Here is a 14,485-nt window from a genome sequence, read left to right as displayed (position 1 = left end):
TGTCAAACCCTGCGATCCATCTGATGTGGATGCTTGGGTCGCATGCGCCATGGTCTGAGGACCAAGTATGTTGACGCATGCCGGACGAGCGTGGCGCTCGTGGGAGACTACTCCCCTAGGACGGAGCGGATTCTGCCTTTGCAAAACCCATTCGGCAAGCCTTCTTTTTCAAAGAAGTTCTATCCGCGCTTGGCTCGGTAGATCCGGAAGCCCTGTCCTTCGGCCTTGATCGCGCACACACCAAGATGCTCTTCGATCAACGGTTGATACTTCAGGAAGCTGTTCGCTACCAGGCGAAGTTCGCCACCGTTTTTCAGATGTTTGGCCGCTTTTCGCAGCAAGTTCTCCGTTGCGAAATAGTCGGTGTGCACGCCGACATGGAACGGCGGATTGCTCAGGATCGCACTCAAACCCATCGGGGCGGCATCGATGCCGTCACCGGTAATCACCTCGGCTTCCAGACCATTGGCCGCCAGGGTCAGGCGACTGCTGGCAGCGGCAAAGGCATCCACATCCAGCAACGTGACCTGGTTATGCGGGTAACGACGTTTCACTGCCGCGCCCAAGACCCCTGCGCCGCAACCGAAATCGAGCAAGTGACCGCTGGGCAGTTTGTCCAGATGTTCCAGCAGCAGCGCGCTGCCGCGATCCAGGCGACCATGGCTGAACACCCCCGGCAGGCTGATGACCTTCAACGGGCCTTCGGCCAGCGGCAGTTCATAGGTCTGCGCCAGGCTCTCCAGCGGTTTGGCTTCAGGCGCGTTGGCCACGGTGACCAGCCAGAGCTGGCAGTGGCGCGCGCTGTCGAGTTTGCGTGGCTTGCCGAACGGGTTGAGTTGTTTGGCGGCACCTTCGATGCCGCTTTTTTTCTCGCCGACCAGGTACAGCTCGCGGCCAGCCAGCCGCGAGGCGAGGGCGTTGAGAATGTAGTCGGTCAGGTCCTTGGCCTTGGGCAGGAACACCACCGCTGTATCGAACTCGCGCTCGGGAGCATTCACACCAAAATGGCTGCGCTCGGCGAAGCGGGCGTCCAGCGCGGCCTGATCGCCGGCGTGCCAGCACCAGCCATGAGCTTCGGGCAGACGGCCCAGCAAGTCGTCGGCGGGCAAGCCGGCCAACAACACCGAACCCTGAAATAACTCGGCCTGACGAAGCAGTACTTCACTGCGCGGATCCATAACTGCTCCTGTGAAAAAAAGTGCCGCAGTTTATCAACTGACGACCCGCAGCGCCTTACCGCTGAAGTATCCCAGTGCGTTTTCGGTCACTTGGCCAACGATTCGCTGGCGCGCTTCGCGGCTGCCCCAGGCGTTGTGCGGGGTGACGATCAGGCGCGGGATGTCATGGGCCAGCAGCGGATTGCCGTTGACGGGAGGCTCGACGCTCAGCACGTCAGTGGCGGCGCCGCCCAGATGCCCGTTGCGCAAGGCGTTGGCCAGCGCCTGTTCGTCGATCAGGCCTCCGCGGGCGGTGTTGACCACGAACGCGCCGGGTTTCATCGCGGCCAGTTCGCGGGCGCCGATGAAGTGACGGGTGTGTTCGTTGAGCGGGCAGTGCAGGGTCAGGGCATCGACTTGCGGTAGCAGTTCATCCAGTGGCAGGCGGTCCGGCCGGGCAGGGCGCCCTGGAATTTGCCCCAGCACAACGCGCATACCGAAGGCTTCAGCCAGCCGTGCGACCGCGCCACCCAATTCGCCATGGCCCAAAAGACCAAGGGTTTTGCCTTCGAGTTCGACAATCGGGTAATCCAGCAAACAGAATTGTTTGGCCTGCTGCCAGCGGCCTTCGCCGACGGCTTTTTGATAATCGGCCAGGCGCGTGGCCAGGTTGAGCAGCAGCATGATCGTGTGCTGCGCCACCGACGGTGTGCCGTAGCCCTGGCAGTTGCACACGGTAATCCCGTGGGCGCGGGCGGCGGCGAGGTCGACATTGTTGGTGCCGGTGGCGGTGATCAGGATCAGCTTGAGATCAGGGCTGGCGGCAATGGCGGCGGCATCGATCAGGATCTTGTTGCTGATGGCGACGGTGGCACCCTTGAGGTGTTCGATGACTTGATCGGGCAAGGTCTGGGCGAACAGCTGCAAATCGCCGAAACAACTGCGCAGCGGGTCGAGGTCAAGGTCGCCGAGGTCCAGGGACGGGTGGTCGAGGAAAACGGCGCGGCGGGTGTTCGTCATCAACTGTACCTTTTGTGCAATGAACTGAAGGCGTAATCTGCCGAGCCTACCAGATGAAATAAATAGTTACGCTTGGCCTGAAGGAGCCCCCATGTACTGGACAGAGTTCTTGACCGTTGCGCTGATTCACCTGCTGGCCGTGGCCAGCCCCGGCCCGGACTTTGCCGTGGTGGTGCGTGAGAGTGTTACCCACGGTCGTCGCGCGGGCACTTGGACCGCGCTGGGCGTGGGCACGGCGATTTTCCTGCACGTGGGTTACTCGCTGTTGGGTATCGGCCTGATCGTGTCCCAGTCGATCGTGCTGTTCAATGCCTTGAAATGGGCCGCCGCCGCTTACCTGCTGTACATCGGTTACAAGGCGCTGCGCGCGCAACCGGCCAAGTCTGTGGCTGACGACCTGCACAAGGAAGCCGGCGAGCGCACCGCCCGTGGTGCCTTCACTTCGGGTTTCGTCACCAACGGTCTCAATCCGAAAGCCACGCTGTTCTTCCTCTCGCTGTTCACTGTGGTGATCAACCCGCACACGCCGCTGGCCGTGCAGGCCGGGTACGGGGTTTACCTGGCGGTGGCGACAGCGACCTGGTTCTGCCTGGTGGCGATGTTGTTCAGCCAGCAGCGCGTACGCGCCGGTTTCGCCCGCATGGGGCACTGGTTCGATCGGACCATGGGCGCGGTGCTGATCGCGATTGGCGTGAAGCTCGCGTTTACCGAGATGCACTGATCAGATACCTATCCCTGTAGGAGCAGCCGGTCGACGCTCGATTGCTCGCGATGCTCGTCAACGATAACGCTTGATATCTGGCCCCCCGCGGTAATCCCGGGTTCATCGCGAGCAATCGAGCGTCGACCGGCTGCTCCTACAGATGATCAAACCTCGCAAATGATGGCGCAACGCTATCATTCATGGGGTTCTGCAAATCATTCCTTTGGCTGATTTGGCTGACGTTCAAGGGCACTACAGTGCGTACTTTCAGTCACGACCGTGCAGTCAGATTAAAGGGATTATTATGTTGAAGACTCGCGTTATCCCCCCGGCCGAAGGCGCTTACCAGTACCCGCTGTTGATCAAACGGCTGCTGATGTCCGGTGCCCGTTATGAGAAAACCCGCGAGATCATCTACCGCGACAAGTTGCGCTATAGCTACCCGACCCTGATCGAACGGGTAGCCCGCCTGGCCAACGTGCTGACAGCGGCCGGAGTCAAACCCGGGGATGCCGTGGGTGTGATGGACTGGGACAGCCATCGTTACCTGGAATGCATGTTCGCCATCCCGATGATCGGTGCGGTGATCCACACCATCAACGTGCGCCTGTCGCCGGAACAGATCCTCTACACCATGAACCACGCCGAGGACCGCTTTGTGCTGGTCAACAGCGAGTTCGTCGGTCTCTACAAGGCCATCGAGGGGCAACTGACCACGGTCGACAAAACCCTGCTGTTGACTGACCTGCCGGAAAAAACCGCAGACCTGCCGAATCTCGTCGGCGAATACGAACAACTGCTGGCCGCGGCGAGCCCGCAATACGACTTCGAGGACTTCGACGAAAACTCGGTCGCGACCACGTTCTATACCACCGGCACCACCGGCAACCCCAAGGGCGTGTACTTCACCCATCGGCAACTGGTGCTGCACACCATGGGCGTGTCGACCATCATGGGCGCGATCGATAGCGTGCGCCTGCTGGGCACCAACGACGTGTACATGCCGATCACCCCGATGTTCCACGTGCACGCCTGGGGCTTGCCGTATGTGGCGACCATGCTCGGGCTCAAGCAGGTGTATCCCGGCCGCTATGATCCGGAGTACCTGGTGGAGTTGTGGCGCAAGGAAAAGGTCACGTTCTCTCATTGCGTACCGACCATTTTGCAGATGGTCCTCAATGCCAAGGCCGCGCAGACCGTCGACTTCGGCGGCTGGAAAATCGTCATCGGCGGCAGCGCCCTGAACCGCACGTTGTACGAGGCGGCCAAGGCCAAAGGCATTCAGCTGACCGCCGCCTACGGCATGTCGGAAACCGGGCCACTGGTTTCGTGCGCGCACCTCAACGATGAATTGATGGCGGGTACCGAAGACGAACGCACCACTTACCGGATCAAGGCCGGCGTACCGGGGCCGCTGGTGGAGGCGGCGATCGTCGACACCGAGGGCAACTTCCTGCCCGCCGATGGCGAGACCCAGGGCGAACTGGTGTTACGCGCGCCATGGCTGACCGAGGGGTATTTCAATGAGCCGCAGAAGGGCGCCGAGCTCTGGGCCGGAGGCTGGCTGCACACCGGTGACGTGGCGACCCTGGACAGCATGGGCGTGATCGACATTCGTGACCGGATCAAGGACGTGATCAAGACCGGTGGCGAGTGGATCTCCTCCCTGGACCTGGAAGACCTGATCAGTCGTCATGCGGCGGTACGTGAAGTAGCAGTGGTGGGGATCCCCGATCCGCAGTGGGGCGAGCGGCCGTTTGCCCTGCTGGTGCTCCGTGAGGGGCATGCAATCGGGGCGCGGGAACTCAAGGAACACCTCAAGCCGTTTGTGGAGCTGGGGCACTTGAGCAAGTGGGCGATTCCGAGCCAGATCGCCCTTGTTACTGAAATTCCCAAGACCAGTGTCGGCAAGCTCGACAAGAAGCGCATTCGTGTCGACATCAGCGAATGGCAAGCCACCAACAGCACCTTCCTCTCGACGCTTTAAGCGTCACCTGGCGTGCTCGAAAGGGCACGCCAGCCCCCACCAAGCAAGCGCTTGGCTTGTCAAAACGAAATTTTCAGCCATCCTTGCCGTGCCGACGGGTGTCGGACTGGCGAAAGGACTGTTCCAGAGTGGCTGGCAGCTGCAAATCACACTTTAGAGGGATCAAGCGCTACTACCTGCTGGCTATAGTCCACTCAAGGATTTTTAAGAACGGGGCAACCGCACGAACCGGGGCGATGCAACTTTGGAATGACTTTGGGATGCCATGGCTCCCGGTTATCCACAGCGTTTTTAGAAGTGCTCTTGCCATAAAAATAAAATGCACATGGAGTAGCGTCGATGACATCAGCAAACCAGTTCTGGCGCCGGGCGAAACTGCCCCTGGCTGTCAGTCTTGCCTCTACGCTCGCCGGGCCAGCATTCGGCGTCAGTTTCAACGTCGGTGAAATCGAAGGTCAGTTCGACTCATCCCTGTCGATCGGTGCCAGTTGGTCTACCGAAAGTGCCAACAAGAACCTCATCGGTGTCAACAACGGCGGCAAGGGTCTGTCCCAGACTTCTGATGACGGTCACCTGAACTTCAAGAGCGGGGAAACTTTCTCGAAGATCTTCAAGGGCATCCATGACCTTGAACTGAAATACGGCGATACCGGTGTTTTCGTCCGTGGCAAATACTGGTACGACTTTGAACTGAAGGACGAAAGCCGTCCGTTCAAGGACATCAGCGACGACAACCGCAAGGAAGGCGCCAAGTCTGCCGGCGGCCAGATCCTCGACGCCTTCGTCTACCACAACTACTCCATTGCCGATCAGCCAGGCTCCGTGCGTCTGGGCAAGCAGGTCGTGAGCTGGGGTGAAAGTACCTTCATCGGTGGTGGCATCAACTCGATCAACCCGATCGACGTGTCCGCGTTCCGCCGTCCGGGTGCCGAGATCAAGGAAGGCCTGATCCCGGTCAACATGTTCTATGTGTCCCAGAGCCTGACCGAAAACCTCTCGGCCGAAGCGTTCTACCAAATTGAATGGGACCAGACCGTTGTCGACAACTGCGGCACGTTCTTCTCCCAGCCAGACATCGTTGCCGACGGCTGCGACGACAACCTGCGCGTACTGGCCAAGCGCTCGCAAATTCCGGCCATTGCCCTGGGGCCTTTGGCCGCCAACGGCGTCGACGTCAACAATGAGGGTGTTCTGGTGCGTCGTGGCCCCGATCGCGATGCCCGCGACAGCGGCCAGTGGGGCGCGTCCCTCAAGTACATGTTCGATCCGCTGGACACCGAGTTCGGCGCCTACTTCATGAATTACCACAGCCGTGCGCCGATCTTCAGCGCTACCGGTGCGCCGCAGTCGGTCTACAACACTGCAGCGGCCCTCCAGGGCGGCCCGTTCGCCGCACTGGCGCCATTGCTGGTGGCGGGTAATTCGCAGTACTTCATCGAATACCCGGAAGACATCCGCCTCTACGGCCTGAGCTTCTCTACCACCCTGCCTACCGGTACGGCGTGGAGCGGTGAGATCAGCTACCGTCCGAACGCTCCGGTGCAGCTCAACTCCACCGACATCCTGTTCTCCGGTGTCCGTCCTATAGGCAATAACAACCCGAACAACCCGTTGACCAATGCATCGCTGCTTACCGGCGTGCCGGGTCAGGACCTGCACGGGTATCGTCGCAAGGAAGTCACCCAGTTCCAGACCACCCTGACGCACTTCTTCGATCAGGTCATGGGCGCCAGCCGTCTGACCCTGGTGGGCGAAGTGGGCGTGACCCACGTTGGCGGCCTGGAAAGCACTTCCGACGTTCGTTATGGCCGCGATCCGGTCTACGGTCCGGGTGAATTGCCAGCCTCTGGCGCGCTCAATACCTGCGTGACACTCAACAACAGCACCATCAGCGGTGCCGGCCCGGGTACGCCGACCAACAACCGCAGCCGCAACTGCACCGACGAAGGCTTCACCACCGCGACTTCATGGGGCTACCGCGGTCGTGCCATCTGGGAATACAACGACGTGTTTGCCGGTGTGAACCTCAAGCCAAACGTAGCCTGGTCTCATGACGTGGAAGGCTACTCCCCTGGGCCTGGCGGCAACTTCGAGGAAGGCCGCAAGGCGGTGAGCCTGGGTGTCGACGCCGAGTACCAGAACACCTACACCGCGAGCCTGGCCTACACCAACTTCTTCGACGGCAGGTACACCACCGTGGATGACCGCGACTTCGTTGCGCTCAGCCTCGGCGTGAACTTCTAAGCACTGAATTTTCAGGACGAACGAACATATGAAAATAACAAAGAGTCTGTTCCACGCTGGTGTTCTGGGCCTTTCACTGCTGGCGACCAGCGTCATCGCAGCGGTTCCCCAGGCCGAAGCCGACAAACTGGGCAAGAGCCTGACCCCGATGGGCGCTGAAATGGCGGGTAACGCCGACGGTTCGATTCCGACCTGGAAACCGTTGCCGAAGAACGCCGGAGCGGTCGACAGCAAGGGCTTCCTGTCCGATCCGTACCCGGGTGAAAAACCGCTGTTCACCATCACGGCGCAGAACGTCGACCAGTACAAGGAAAAGCTTGCCCCGGGCCAGTACGCGATGTTCAAGCGCTACCCGGAAACCTTCAAGATGCCGGTCTATCCGTCCCACCGCGGTGCCACCGTGCCGGATGAGGTGTTCGCCTCCATCAAGAAGAACGCCACCAACACCAAGCTGGTGTCCGGCGGCAACGGCCTGGAGAACTTTGAAACCGCCATTCCGTTCCCGATCCCGAAAAGCGGCGTTGAAGTCATCTGGAACCACATCACCCGCTATCGCGGGGGCAGCGTGACCCGTCTGGTAACCCAGGCCACACCACAGCCGAACGGCTCGTTCAGCCTGGTGTACTTCCAGGACCAGTTCGTGTTCCGCGACAAGATGAAGGACTACGATCCGGCGAACCCGGGCAACATCCTGTTCTACTTCAAGCAGAAAGTGACCGCGCCGGCACGTCTGGCCGGTGGTGTACTGCTGGTTCACGAAACCCTCGACCAGGTCAAGGAACCGCGCTCGGCGTGGGTCTACAACGCCGGCCAGCGTCGTGTGCGCCGTGCGCCGCAAGTGTCCTATGACGGCCCGGGTACCGCAGCCGATGGCCTGCGTACCTCCGACAACCTGGACATGTACAACGGTGCACCGGATCGTTACGACTGGAAGCTCGAAGGCAAGAAAGAGATGTACATCGCTTCCGATGCCTACAAGCTCGACGATCCGAAGCTCAAGTACACCGACATCATCAAGGCCGGTCACATCAACCAGGACCTGGCTCGTTACGAGTTGCGTCGTGTGTGGCATGTAGTTGCCACCCTGAAGGAAGGTCAGCGTCACATCTACGCCAAGCGTGACTTCTACATTGACGAAGACACCTGGCAGGCAGCGGTCATCGACCATTACGACGGTCGCGGTCAACTGTGGCGCGTCGCCGAGGCCCATGCCGAGAACTACTACGACAAGCAAGTGCCGTGGTATGCCCTTGAAACCCTGTACGACCTGCAATCGGGTCGTTACCTGGCGCTGGGCATGAAGAACGAAGAGAAGTCGGCTTATGACTTCGGCTTCACTGCCACCACCAGCGACTTCACCCCGGCCGCCTTGCGTCAGGATGGTGTTCGCTAAAGTGAACTGAGTAGAGGCCGCACCCTCTGAAAACGCCCCGACTGGTTCGGGGCGTTTTTTTTTGCTTGTAGACTTTTTGTAGCCATTTGTAGCAATTACCTTCATTCCCTATCCGTTTACGGCTAGTCTGCGGACATCTGCAACGCCGCCACCCGCAATTCAAACAAGAGCCGGCTATGACTGATTTGTCTACATCCCCAGGTTCTGCAAACGTTGCTGTCGCGACACTCGACGGGCGCTTCTTCCGCCCGCCGTTGCCCGACGGCCATGTGCTGCGTCCACGTTTGTGCGAGCGCCTGAGTGCCGGGCTCGGTGGCAGGTTATTGCTGGTCAGCGCACCGGCAGGGTTCGGCAAGAGTTCGTTGGCGGTGGAGTTTTGTCAGGGGTTGCCGGCGCACTGGCAAAGTCTCTGGCTGGGGTTGAGCCCGCGAGACAGTGACCCGGGACGTTTTCTCGAACGCCTGCTGGAAGGCCTCCAGGACTACTTCCCGCACCTGGGCAGGCAATCGCTCGGGCTGTTGAAAATGCGCCAGCGCCATCAGCCTTTCGCATTCGAAGAATGGCTGGATGGCCTGCTCGACGAATTGGCCGAGCACTTGTCCACCGCGACGCCATTGCTGCTGGTGCTGGATGATTACCATCTGGCCCAAGGGCCGGTACTGGACCGTTGCCTGCAATTTTTCCTCAATCATCTCCCTGATGGCTTGCTGGTGATGGTCACCAGTCGCCAACGTCCCGACTGGCATCTGGCGCGGCTGCGGCTGTCGCGACAACTGCTTGAATTGCATGAACAGGATCTGCGCCTGACCCACGACGAGGCCTTGAGCCTGCTCGACCGGCACAGCAGTTCCTTGCGCGGTGAAGCACTGGAAAACCTGATCCAGCGCAGCGAAGGTTGGGTCGCGGGGTTGCGTTTCTGGCTGCTGGCCGCCTCGGAGGCGGGTACCGATGGCGCGCTGCCGCAATCGTTGCACGGCGGGGAAGGGCTGATCCGCGATTACCTGCTCGAAGAGGTCATCGATTGCCTGCCCGCCGAGGTCCAGTCGTTCCTCTACGACACGGCGCCCCAGGAGCGTTTTTGCAGCGAACTGTGCGATGCCGTTCGCGACGCCCATGACAGCGGCGAAATCCTGCGCTTCCTGCTCGCCCACCAGGTGTTCCTGGTGCCGCTGGACGAGCACGGCCACTGGTATCGTTACCATCACCTGTTTTCCGATCTGTTGCGCACGCGCCCGACTTCCCAGTCGATGGTGCCGGCCGCCAGCCTGCACCTGCGTGCCTGCCGCTGGTTCAATGCCCAGGGACTGCTCGATGAGGCCGTGGAGCAGGCCTTGCGCGCCGGTCACCTGGACGTCGCGGCGAACCTGGTGCAGAACCTCTCCGAAGAGCAACTGCTGGCCGAGCAGAATGTCGGCATGTTGCTGCGCTGGAAAATGGACTTGCCTGACAGCTTGCTGATCAGCACGCCGCGGCTGATCGTGCTCTATAGCTGGGCGTTGGGGATGGCTTGCCAACTGGATGCCGCCGAAGAGCTGGCCAGCCATTTGAGCCGTTTCCTGCCTGCTCCGTCGGCCACCGCACAGAAGTCGATGCTCGCTCAATGGCTGGCGTTGAGCGGCATCATTGCCCGTGGACGCGGCAACCGCGAACTGACGCTGCGGTACTGCCGCGAAGCGTTGGAAAGTCTTCCGTCCAAGCGTTACGGCCAGCGCCTGATGTGCCTCTCCACCCTGTCCAACCTCGCCATTGCCGACGGCGATTTGTGGCGGGCACGGGGATTGAACCGCGAATCGCTGGAGTTGGCGCAACGGGTCGGCAACCCCTTGTTCGAAGCACTGGCGCACTACGATCGCGCCCGGGTGTTGCAAGCACGCGGGGAAATCTGTCGGGCGCTGGAAGAGGTCCGTCAGGGAATGCAGCGCCTGCAGAGCTTGCCTGCGCAACGGCTATACGCGGTTCGCGCCCGGCTGACCTTGTACGAGGGCTTTTTGCTGGCCCTGCGCATGCAGCCGCAATTGGCGCGGGTGCGATTGCAGGCCGGTTTGAGCGAGGCGCGCGCCTGCCGTGACATCAGCGTGCTGATCGGCCACTGCGTGATTGCCAGGCTGGAAGGCAGCAGTGGCGAGTTCGCCAAGGCCTTTGCCGAGCTTGCCGAAGCCGAACGGCTCATGCACATCTGGGATGTGCCACCGATCTACTACCTGGCCATGATCACCCTGGTCAAATGTGAACTCTGGCTGGCCCAGGGGCGCACCGATCTGGCCGAAGCCTGGCTGGCGCGTCTGGGACAGACCTATAACGGCGAAAACGCGGCGGCACCACCGGAGTTCCACCCGCAATTACCGCTGCATATCGAATTGCAACAAGCCTTGCTCGACGTCATCCAGGGCCAACCGATGCTGGCCGAAGGGCGTTTGAATGCACTGCTCGAACATGGCCAGCAAAGCGGTCGGCAGATGCTCAGCGCCATGGCGCTGACCCAGAAAGTGGCGTTGTTGCTGGGTAGCGGACGGGAACCGGAAGCACGCAAGGCACTGGCCCAGGCGCTGGACGCCGCCGGCGGAGGGGTGCTGCAACCCTTCGAGGGCTTGTTGGCCGAGCACCCGGACTGGCTGCGTGGGCAGCTTCAAAGCTGTCCGCCAACCCCCGTTTCCCTGAGCCTCAGTGAAAAACTGCCGGCATTGGCTGCCCGTCCCGGGCTGGAGTCCTGCGCAGCCGCGGAGCAACTCAGCACCCGGGAAATGGCGGTCCTGCGATTGATCGCCCAGGGCTGTTCGAACCAGGAAATCAGCGATCAGCTGTTTATTTCCCTGCACACGGTCAAGACCCACGCCAGCCATATCAATAGCAAGCTCGGGGTCGAGCGACGAACGCAGGCGGTGGCGCGAGCCAAGGAATTGGGGGTACTGGGTTAAGGATTTTTCACGTTACACATCGCGGCCATTGGCTGGATACTCAATTGTGAGAAAATCACTCATCCCCCGTTTATCGAGCAGGCCCCGCCGATGTCCCAGCAACCCACCCTCATTCGCGAAACCTTCCCCGTCGGCCCGTTGCAGTGCAACTGCACGATCATCGGCGATCCGGTAACGAAAAAGGCCATCGTCGTTGATCCAGGTGGCAATCATGAGCTGATCCTGGCGCGGCTCGACGCCCTGGGGCTGAAAGTGGTCAGCATCATTCACACCCACGCCCACCTCGATCATTTCCTGGCTTCCGGTCAACTCAAGGAGAAAACCGGCGCGACGCTGCATCTGCACAAGGAAGACCAGTTTCTCTGGGACAACCTGGAAATGCAGTGCCAGATGTTCGGCGTTCCTTATACCCCGGTGCCATCCCCGGATCGCTGGCTGGCCGATGATGAAGAACTGGCTTGCGGCTGCGGCGTGGCGCTGCACACACCAGGTCATACGCCGGGCTCCATGAGCTTCTGGTTTTCCGAGGCCAAGCTGCTGATTGCCGGAGATACCCTGTTTCGTCGCGGCGTCGGACGCACGGATTTGTGGGGTGGCGACCAGGCGACCATCGTGCGCTCGATCAAGCAGCGGTTGTACACCCTCGACGAAGACGCAACCGTGGTGACCGGGCATGGTCCGGACACCCGTCTGGGCGATGAAATGCGCGAAAACCCCTTTGTTCGGGGCTGATTTGTAACATTCGGAATTTTTACCCGTTAACATGATCCAACGCCCGCAAAGGCTGATGCCTTGGTCCGTTGCACCACAGAATGCAAAAAAAGTAGGAGCTTTACATGTTCACCATGCGTCGTTTGATGATTGTCGCTACTGCCGTGGCCGTACTGTCCGGCTGTGCCTCGCCCAACCCTTATGACGGTCAGCCGCAGGGTCAGGCGGATGGCAGCTCCCAAGGCATGAGCAAAACCGCGAAATACGGTGGCCTCGGCGCTCTGGCCGGTGCGCTGGCCGGTGCTGCGATCAACCACGATAACCGTGGCAAGGGCGCACTGATCGGTGCTGCGGTGGTCGGTGCTTCCGCCGCCGGTTACGGTTACTACGCCGATCAGCAAGAGAAAAAGCTGCGCGCCAGCATGGCCAACACCGGTGTTGAAGTGCAACGCCAGGGCGACCAGATCAAGCTGATCATGCCGGGCAACATCACGTTCGCTACCGATTCGGCGAACATTGCCCCAAGCTTCTATCAGCCGCTGAACAACCTGGCGGGCTCGCTCAAAGAGTTCAACCAGAACCAGATCGAGATCGTCGGCTATACCGACAGCACCGGCAGCCGCCAGCACAACATGGACCTGTCCCAGCGTCGCGCCCAGAGCGTGGCAACCTACCTGACCTCGCAAGGTGTCAGCGGTGCCAATCTGAGCGCCCGTGGCGCCGGTCCGGATAGCCCGGTTGCCAACAACGGCGACGCCAATGGCCGGGCGCAGAACCGCCGTGTAGAGGTCAACCTCAAGGCGATTCCGGGCCAGCAGTATGGTGGTCAGCAGCAAGGTCAGGTTCAGCAGTACCCTTGATCGTCTGATTGAACCCCAGGCGTAGAAAAGCCCGCTCGATCTTCTACGGATCGGGCGGGCTTTTTTTGTCGTCAGTTCCGGCCCCTTCGCGGGCAAGCCCGTTCCTACAGGTCATGTGTTGGATGCAGATTTTGTGTACGACATCGACCATTGTGGGAGCGGGCTTGCCCGCGAAGAGGCCAGGCCAGGCAGCAGAAATCTGGAACAGACAGAAACAAAAAAGCCCCCGGACCAGTGAAAGTCCGGGGGCTTTTTGTATGGCGCGAAAGCTGATTACTTCTTCAGGCCATAATGCTCATCGAGCATGCCCGGCGAGTTCGGGGCTTTAGGTGCGTAGTCGCGAGGCGGCTCCTGATCGCGCGGTGGCGTCAGGCGTTCACGGGGTGCCTGCGCCGCGTCGGCGTGCAGGGAAGCCAGCAGGCGTTGGCGAGTCTGTTCGTCCAGGGCCAGGCGGTTGGCGCCCTCGGCGAGATGGTCCTGCACTTCCTGATAGCTCTGAGTCAGTTTCTTGACCAGTGTCGCGGTGCTGTTGAAGTGGGTCACCACCTCGTTCTGATAACTGTCGAAACGTTCCTGAATATCGTCCAGCTGACGCTGCGTGCGGCTGGGCGCGGCGTTCGGTGCAACGCGAGCGATCAGGAACCCAATGGCGACACCCACAACCAGGGCAAGAGTCGGTAACAACCAAACTAAGAGCGAGTGTTCCACGAGTCCTTCCTCTATAAACGGCTTTGCTTTACGTTAACGGCTCGAACCTGCGCTGTATACCGCGATTCACTCGCAATAGACAGCCACAGACAATTTGCTAGACGAGTCGACCTGATCCGAGGTCACGGAGTTCCTTCCTTGCTTATGCGTGAAACCCCTGTAGTGATTGATGGCCCGGTGGGTCAACTGGAAGCACTGTACCTGGACAACGAGCAGGCGCGTGGCCTGGCGCTGATCTGCCATCCGAACCCGGTGCAGGGCGGCACCATGCTCAACAAAGTGGTCTCGACCCTGCAGCGCACCGCGCGTGATGCCGGTTTGATTACTTTGCGTTTCAACTACCGCGGGGTGGGTGCCAGTGAGGGTACACATGATATGGGCACCGGCGAAGTCGATGATGCCCAGGCTGTGGCCGAATGGTTTCGCGCCAGGCACCCGCAATTGCCACTGACCCTGTTCGGTTTCTCCTTCGGTGGATTTGTTGCAGCAAGTCTTGGCGGACGTCTGGAAGCGAAGGGCGAACCGCTCAAACATCTATTCATGGTCGCACCGGCGGTCATGCGCCTGAGCGCTCAGGACCCACTGCCACAGCAGGGCGAACTGACCCTGATCCAGCCGGAAACCGACGAAGTGATCGATCCGCAGCTGGTTTACCAATGGTCCGACACGCTTGAACGTCCCCATGAGCTGCTGAAAGTGGCAGAATGCGGACACTTTTTTCATGGCAAGCTGACCGATCTCAAGGATCTGATCCTGCCGCGTCTCTCGAATTGATTGCAGTCTGACA

11 protein-coding genes and 1 riboswitch are annotated in these 14,485 nt (G+C 60.5%); of the genes, 8 read left to right on the top strand and 3 right to left on the bottom strand.

The genetic code is table 11. The annotated features are described in order from the left end of the window. Window positions 1-4 precede the first annotated feature (4 nt). Window positions 5-129: riboswitch (yybP-ykoY riboswitch) on the bottom strand. 50 nt (window positions 130-179) lie between these two features. Then, window positions 180-1,178 (bottom strand): methyltransferase, encoded by a 999-nt coding sequence (locus PSJE_RS12750; RefSeq protein WP_008045980.1) that lies wholly within the window; start codon window positions 1,176-1,178, stop codon window positions 180-182. A 33-nt stretch (window positions 1,179-1,211) separates the two neighbouring features. Then, window positions 1,212-2,177: a 2-hydroxyacid dehydrogenase gene (locus tag PSJE_RS12745; RefSeq protein ID WP_090457634.1), complete on the bottom strand. Its 966-nt coding sequence runs from the start codon at window positions 2,175-2,177 to the stop codon at window positions 1,212-1,214. A gap of 91 nt (window positions 2,178-2,268) precedes the next feature. Between PSJE_RS12745 and PSJE_RS12740 the strand changes: the two genes are divergently transcribed. From PSJE_RS12740 to PSJE_RS12710, 7 genes are all read left to right on the top strand, one after another. Continuing rightward, a complete protein-coding gene (locus tag PSJE_RS12740; protein WP_057713341.1) occupies window positions 2,269-2,898 on the top strand; it encodes a LysE family translocator in 630 nt (209 codons plus the stop codon). 286 nt (window positions 2,899-3,184) lie between these two features. Then, window positions 3,185-4,867: a fatty acid--CoA ligase gene (locus PSJE_RS12735; RefSeq protein WP_090457632.1), complete on the top strand. Its 1,683-nt coding sequence runs from the start codon at window positions 3,185-3,187 to the stop codon at window positions 4,865-4,867. 339 nt (window positions 4,868-5,206) lie between these two features. Next, window positions 5,207-7,111, top strand: a complete 1,905-nt coding sequence (locus tag PSJE_RS12730) for a DUF1302 domain-containing protein (RefSeq protein WP_057713343.1) — start codon at window positions 5,207-5,209, stop codon at window positions 7,109-7,111. A 28-nt stretch (window positions 7,112-7,139) separates the two neighbouring features. Continuing rightward, entirely contained in the window at window positions 7,140-8,504 is a 1,365-nt protein-coding gene (locus tag PSJE_RS12725) for a DUF1329 domain-containing protein (protein ID WP_057713344.1), read from the top strand. Window positions 8,505-8,680: 176 nt separating this feature from the next. Beyond that, the gene (locus PSJE_RS12720) at window positions 8,681-11,419 is read left to right on the top strand and encodes a winged helix-turn-helix domain-containing protein (protein WP_090457630.1); all 2,739 of its coding nucleotides are present in this window, start codon (window positions 8,681-8,683) and stop codon (window positions 11,417-11,419) included. A gap of 90 nt (window positions 11,420-11,509) precedes the next feature. Next, the gene (locus PSJE_RS12715) at window positions 11,510-12,151 is read left to right on the top strand and encodes an MBL fold metallo-hydrolase (RefSeq protein WP_057713346.1); all 642 of its coding nucleotides are present in this window, start codon (window positions 11,510-11,512) and stop codon (window positions 12,149-12,151) included. Window positions 12,152-12,255: 104 nt separating this feature from the next. Then, window positions 12,256-12,990, top strand: coding sequence for a YiaD family glycine zipper/OmpA-like lipoprotein (locus tag PSJE_RS12710; RefSeq protein WP_090457628.1), 735 nt, complete (start codon window positions 12,256-12,258; stop codon window positions 12,988-12,990). Between the two features lie 273 nt (window positions 12,991-13,263). Here the strand turns inward: PSJE_RS12710 and PSJE_RS12705 are convergent, their stop codons facing one another. Then, window positions 13,264-13,698 (bottom strand): Z-ring associated ZapG family protein, encoded by a 435-nt coding sequence (locus PSJE_RS12705; protein WP_008045970.1) that lies wholly within the window; start codon window positions 13,696-13,698, stop codon window positions 13,264-13,266. A 144-nt stretch (window positions 13,699-13,842) separates the two neighbouring features. Here PSJE_RS12705 and PSJE_RS12700 point away from each other — a divergent pair, with 144 nt between their 5' ends. After that, window positions 13,843-14,472 (top strand): alpha/beta hydrolase, encoded by a 630-nt coding sequence (locus tag PSJE_RS12700; RefSeq protein ID WP_090457626.1) that lies wholly within the window; start codon window positions 13,843-13,845, stop codon window positions 14,470-14,472. The last annotated feature ends 13 nt before the right edge of the window (window positions 14,473-14,485 follow it).

Origin of the sequence: Pseudomonas jessenii (assembly GCF_002236115.1) — a bacterium.
In the GTDB taxonomy this organism is placed as follows: Bacteria; Pseudomonadota; Gammaproteobacteria; order Pseudomonadales; family Pseudomonadaceae; genus Aquipseudomonas; species Aquipseudomonas jessenii.
This window is presented reverse-complemented; position numbering and strand designations above follow the sequence as displayed.

Bases quoted from the DNA above. Each gene is read 5' to 3' on its own strand.
- PSJE_RS12750 (WP_008045980.1), bottom strand. From the start codon at position 1,178: ATGGATCCGCGCAGTGAAGTACTGCTTCGTCAGGCCGAGTTATTTCAG.
- PSJE_RS12745 (WP_090457634.1), bottom strand. From the start codon at position 2,177: ATGACGAACACCCGCCGCGCCGTTTTCCTCGACCACCCGTCCCTGGAC.
- PSJE_RS12740 (WP_057713341.1), top strand. From the start codon at position 2,269: ATGTACTGGACAGAGTTCTTGACCGTTGCGCTGATTCACCTGCTGGCC.
- PSJE_RS12735 (WP_090457632.1), top strand. From the start codon at position 3,185: ATGTTGAAGACTCGCGTTATCCCCCCGGCCGAAGGCGCTTACCAGTAC.
- PSJE_RS12730 (WP_057713343.1), top strand. From the start codon at position 5,207: ATGACATCAGCAAACCAGTTCTGGCGCCGGGCGAAACTGCCCCTGGCT.
- PSJE_RS12725 (WP_057713344.1), top strand. From the start codon at position 7,140: ATGAAAATAACAAAGAGTCTGTTCCACGCTGGTGTTCTGGGCCTTTCA.
- PSJE_RS12720 (WP_090457630.1), top strand. From the start codon at position 8,681: ATGACTGATTTGTCTACATCCCCAGGTTCTGCAAACGTTGCTGTCGCG.
- PSJE_RS12715 (WP_057713346.1), top strand. From the start codon at position 11,510: ATGTCCCAGCAACCCACCCTCATTCGCGAAACCTTCCCCGTCGGCCCG.
- PSJE_RS12710 (WP_090457628.1), top strand. From the start codon at position 12,256: ATGTTCACCATGCGTCGTTTGATGATTGTCGCTACTGCCGTGGCCGTA.
- PSJE_RS12700 (WP_090457626.1), top strand. From the start codon at position 13,843: ATGCGTGAAACCCCTGTAGTGATTGATGGCCCGGTGGGTCAACTGGAA.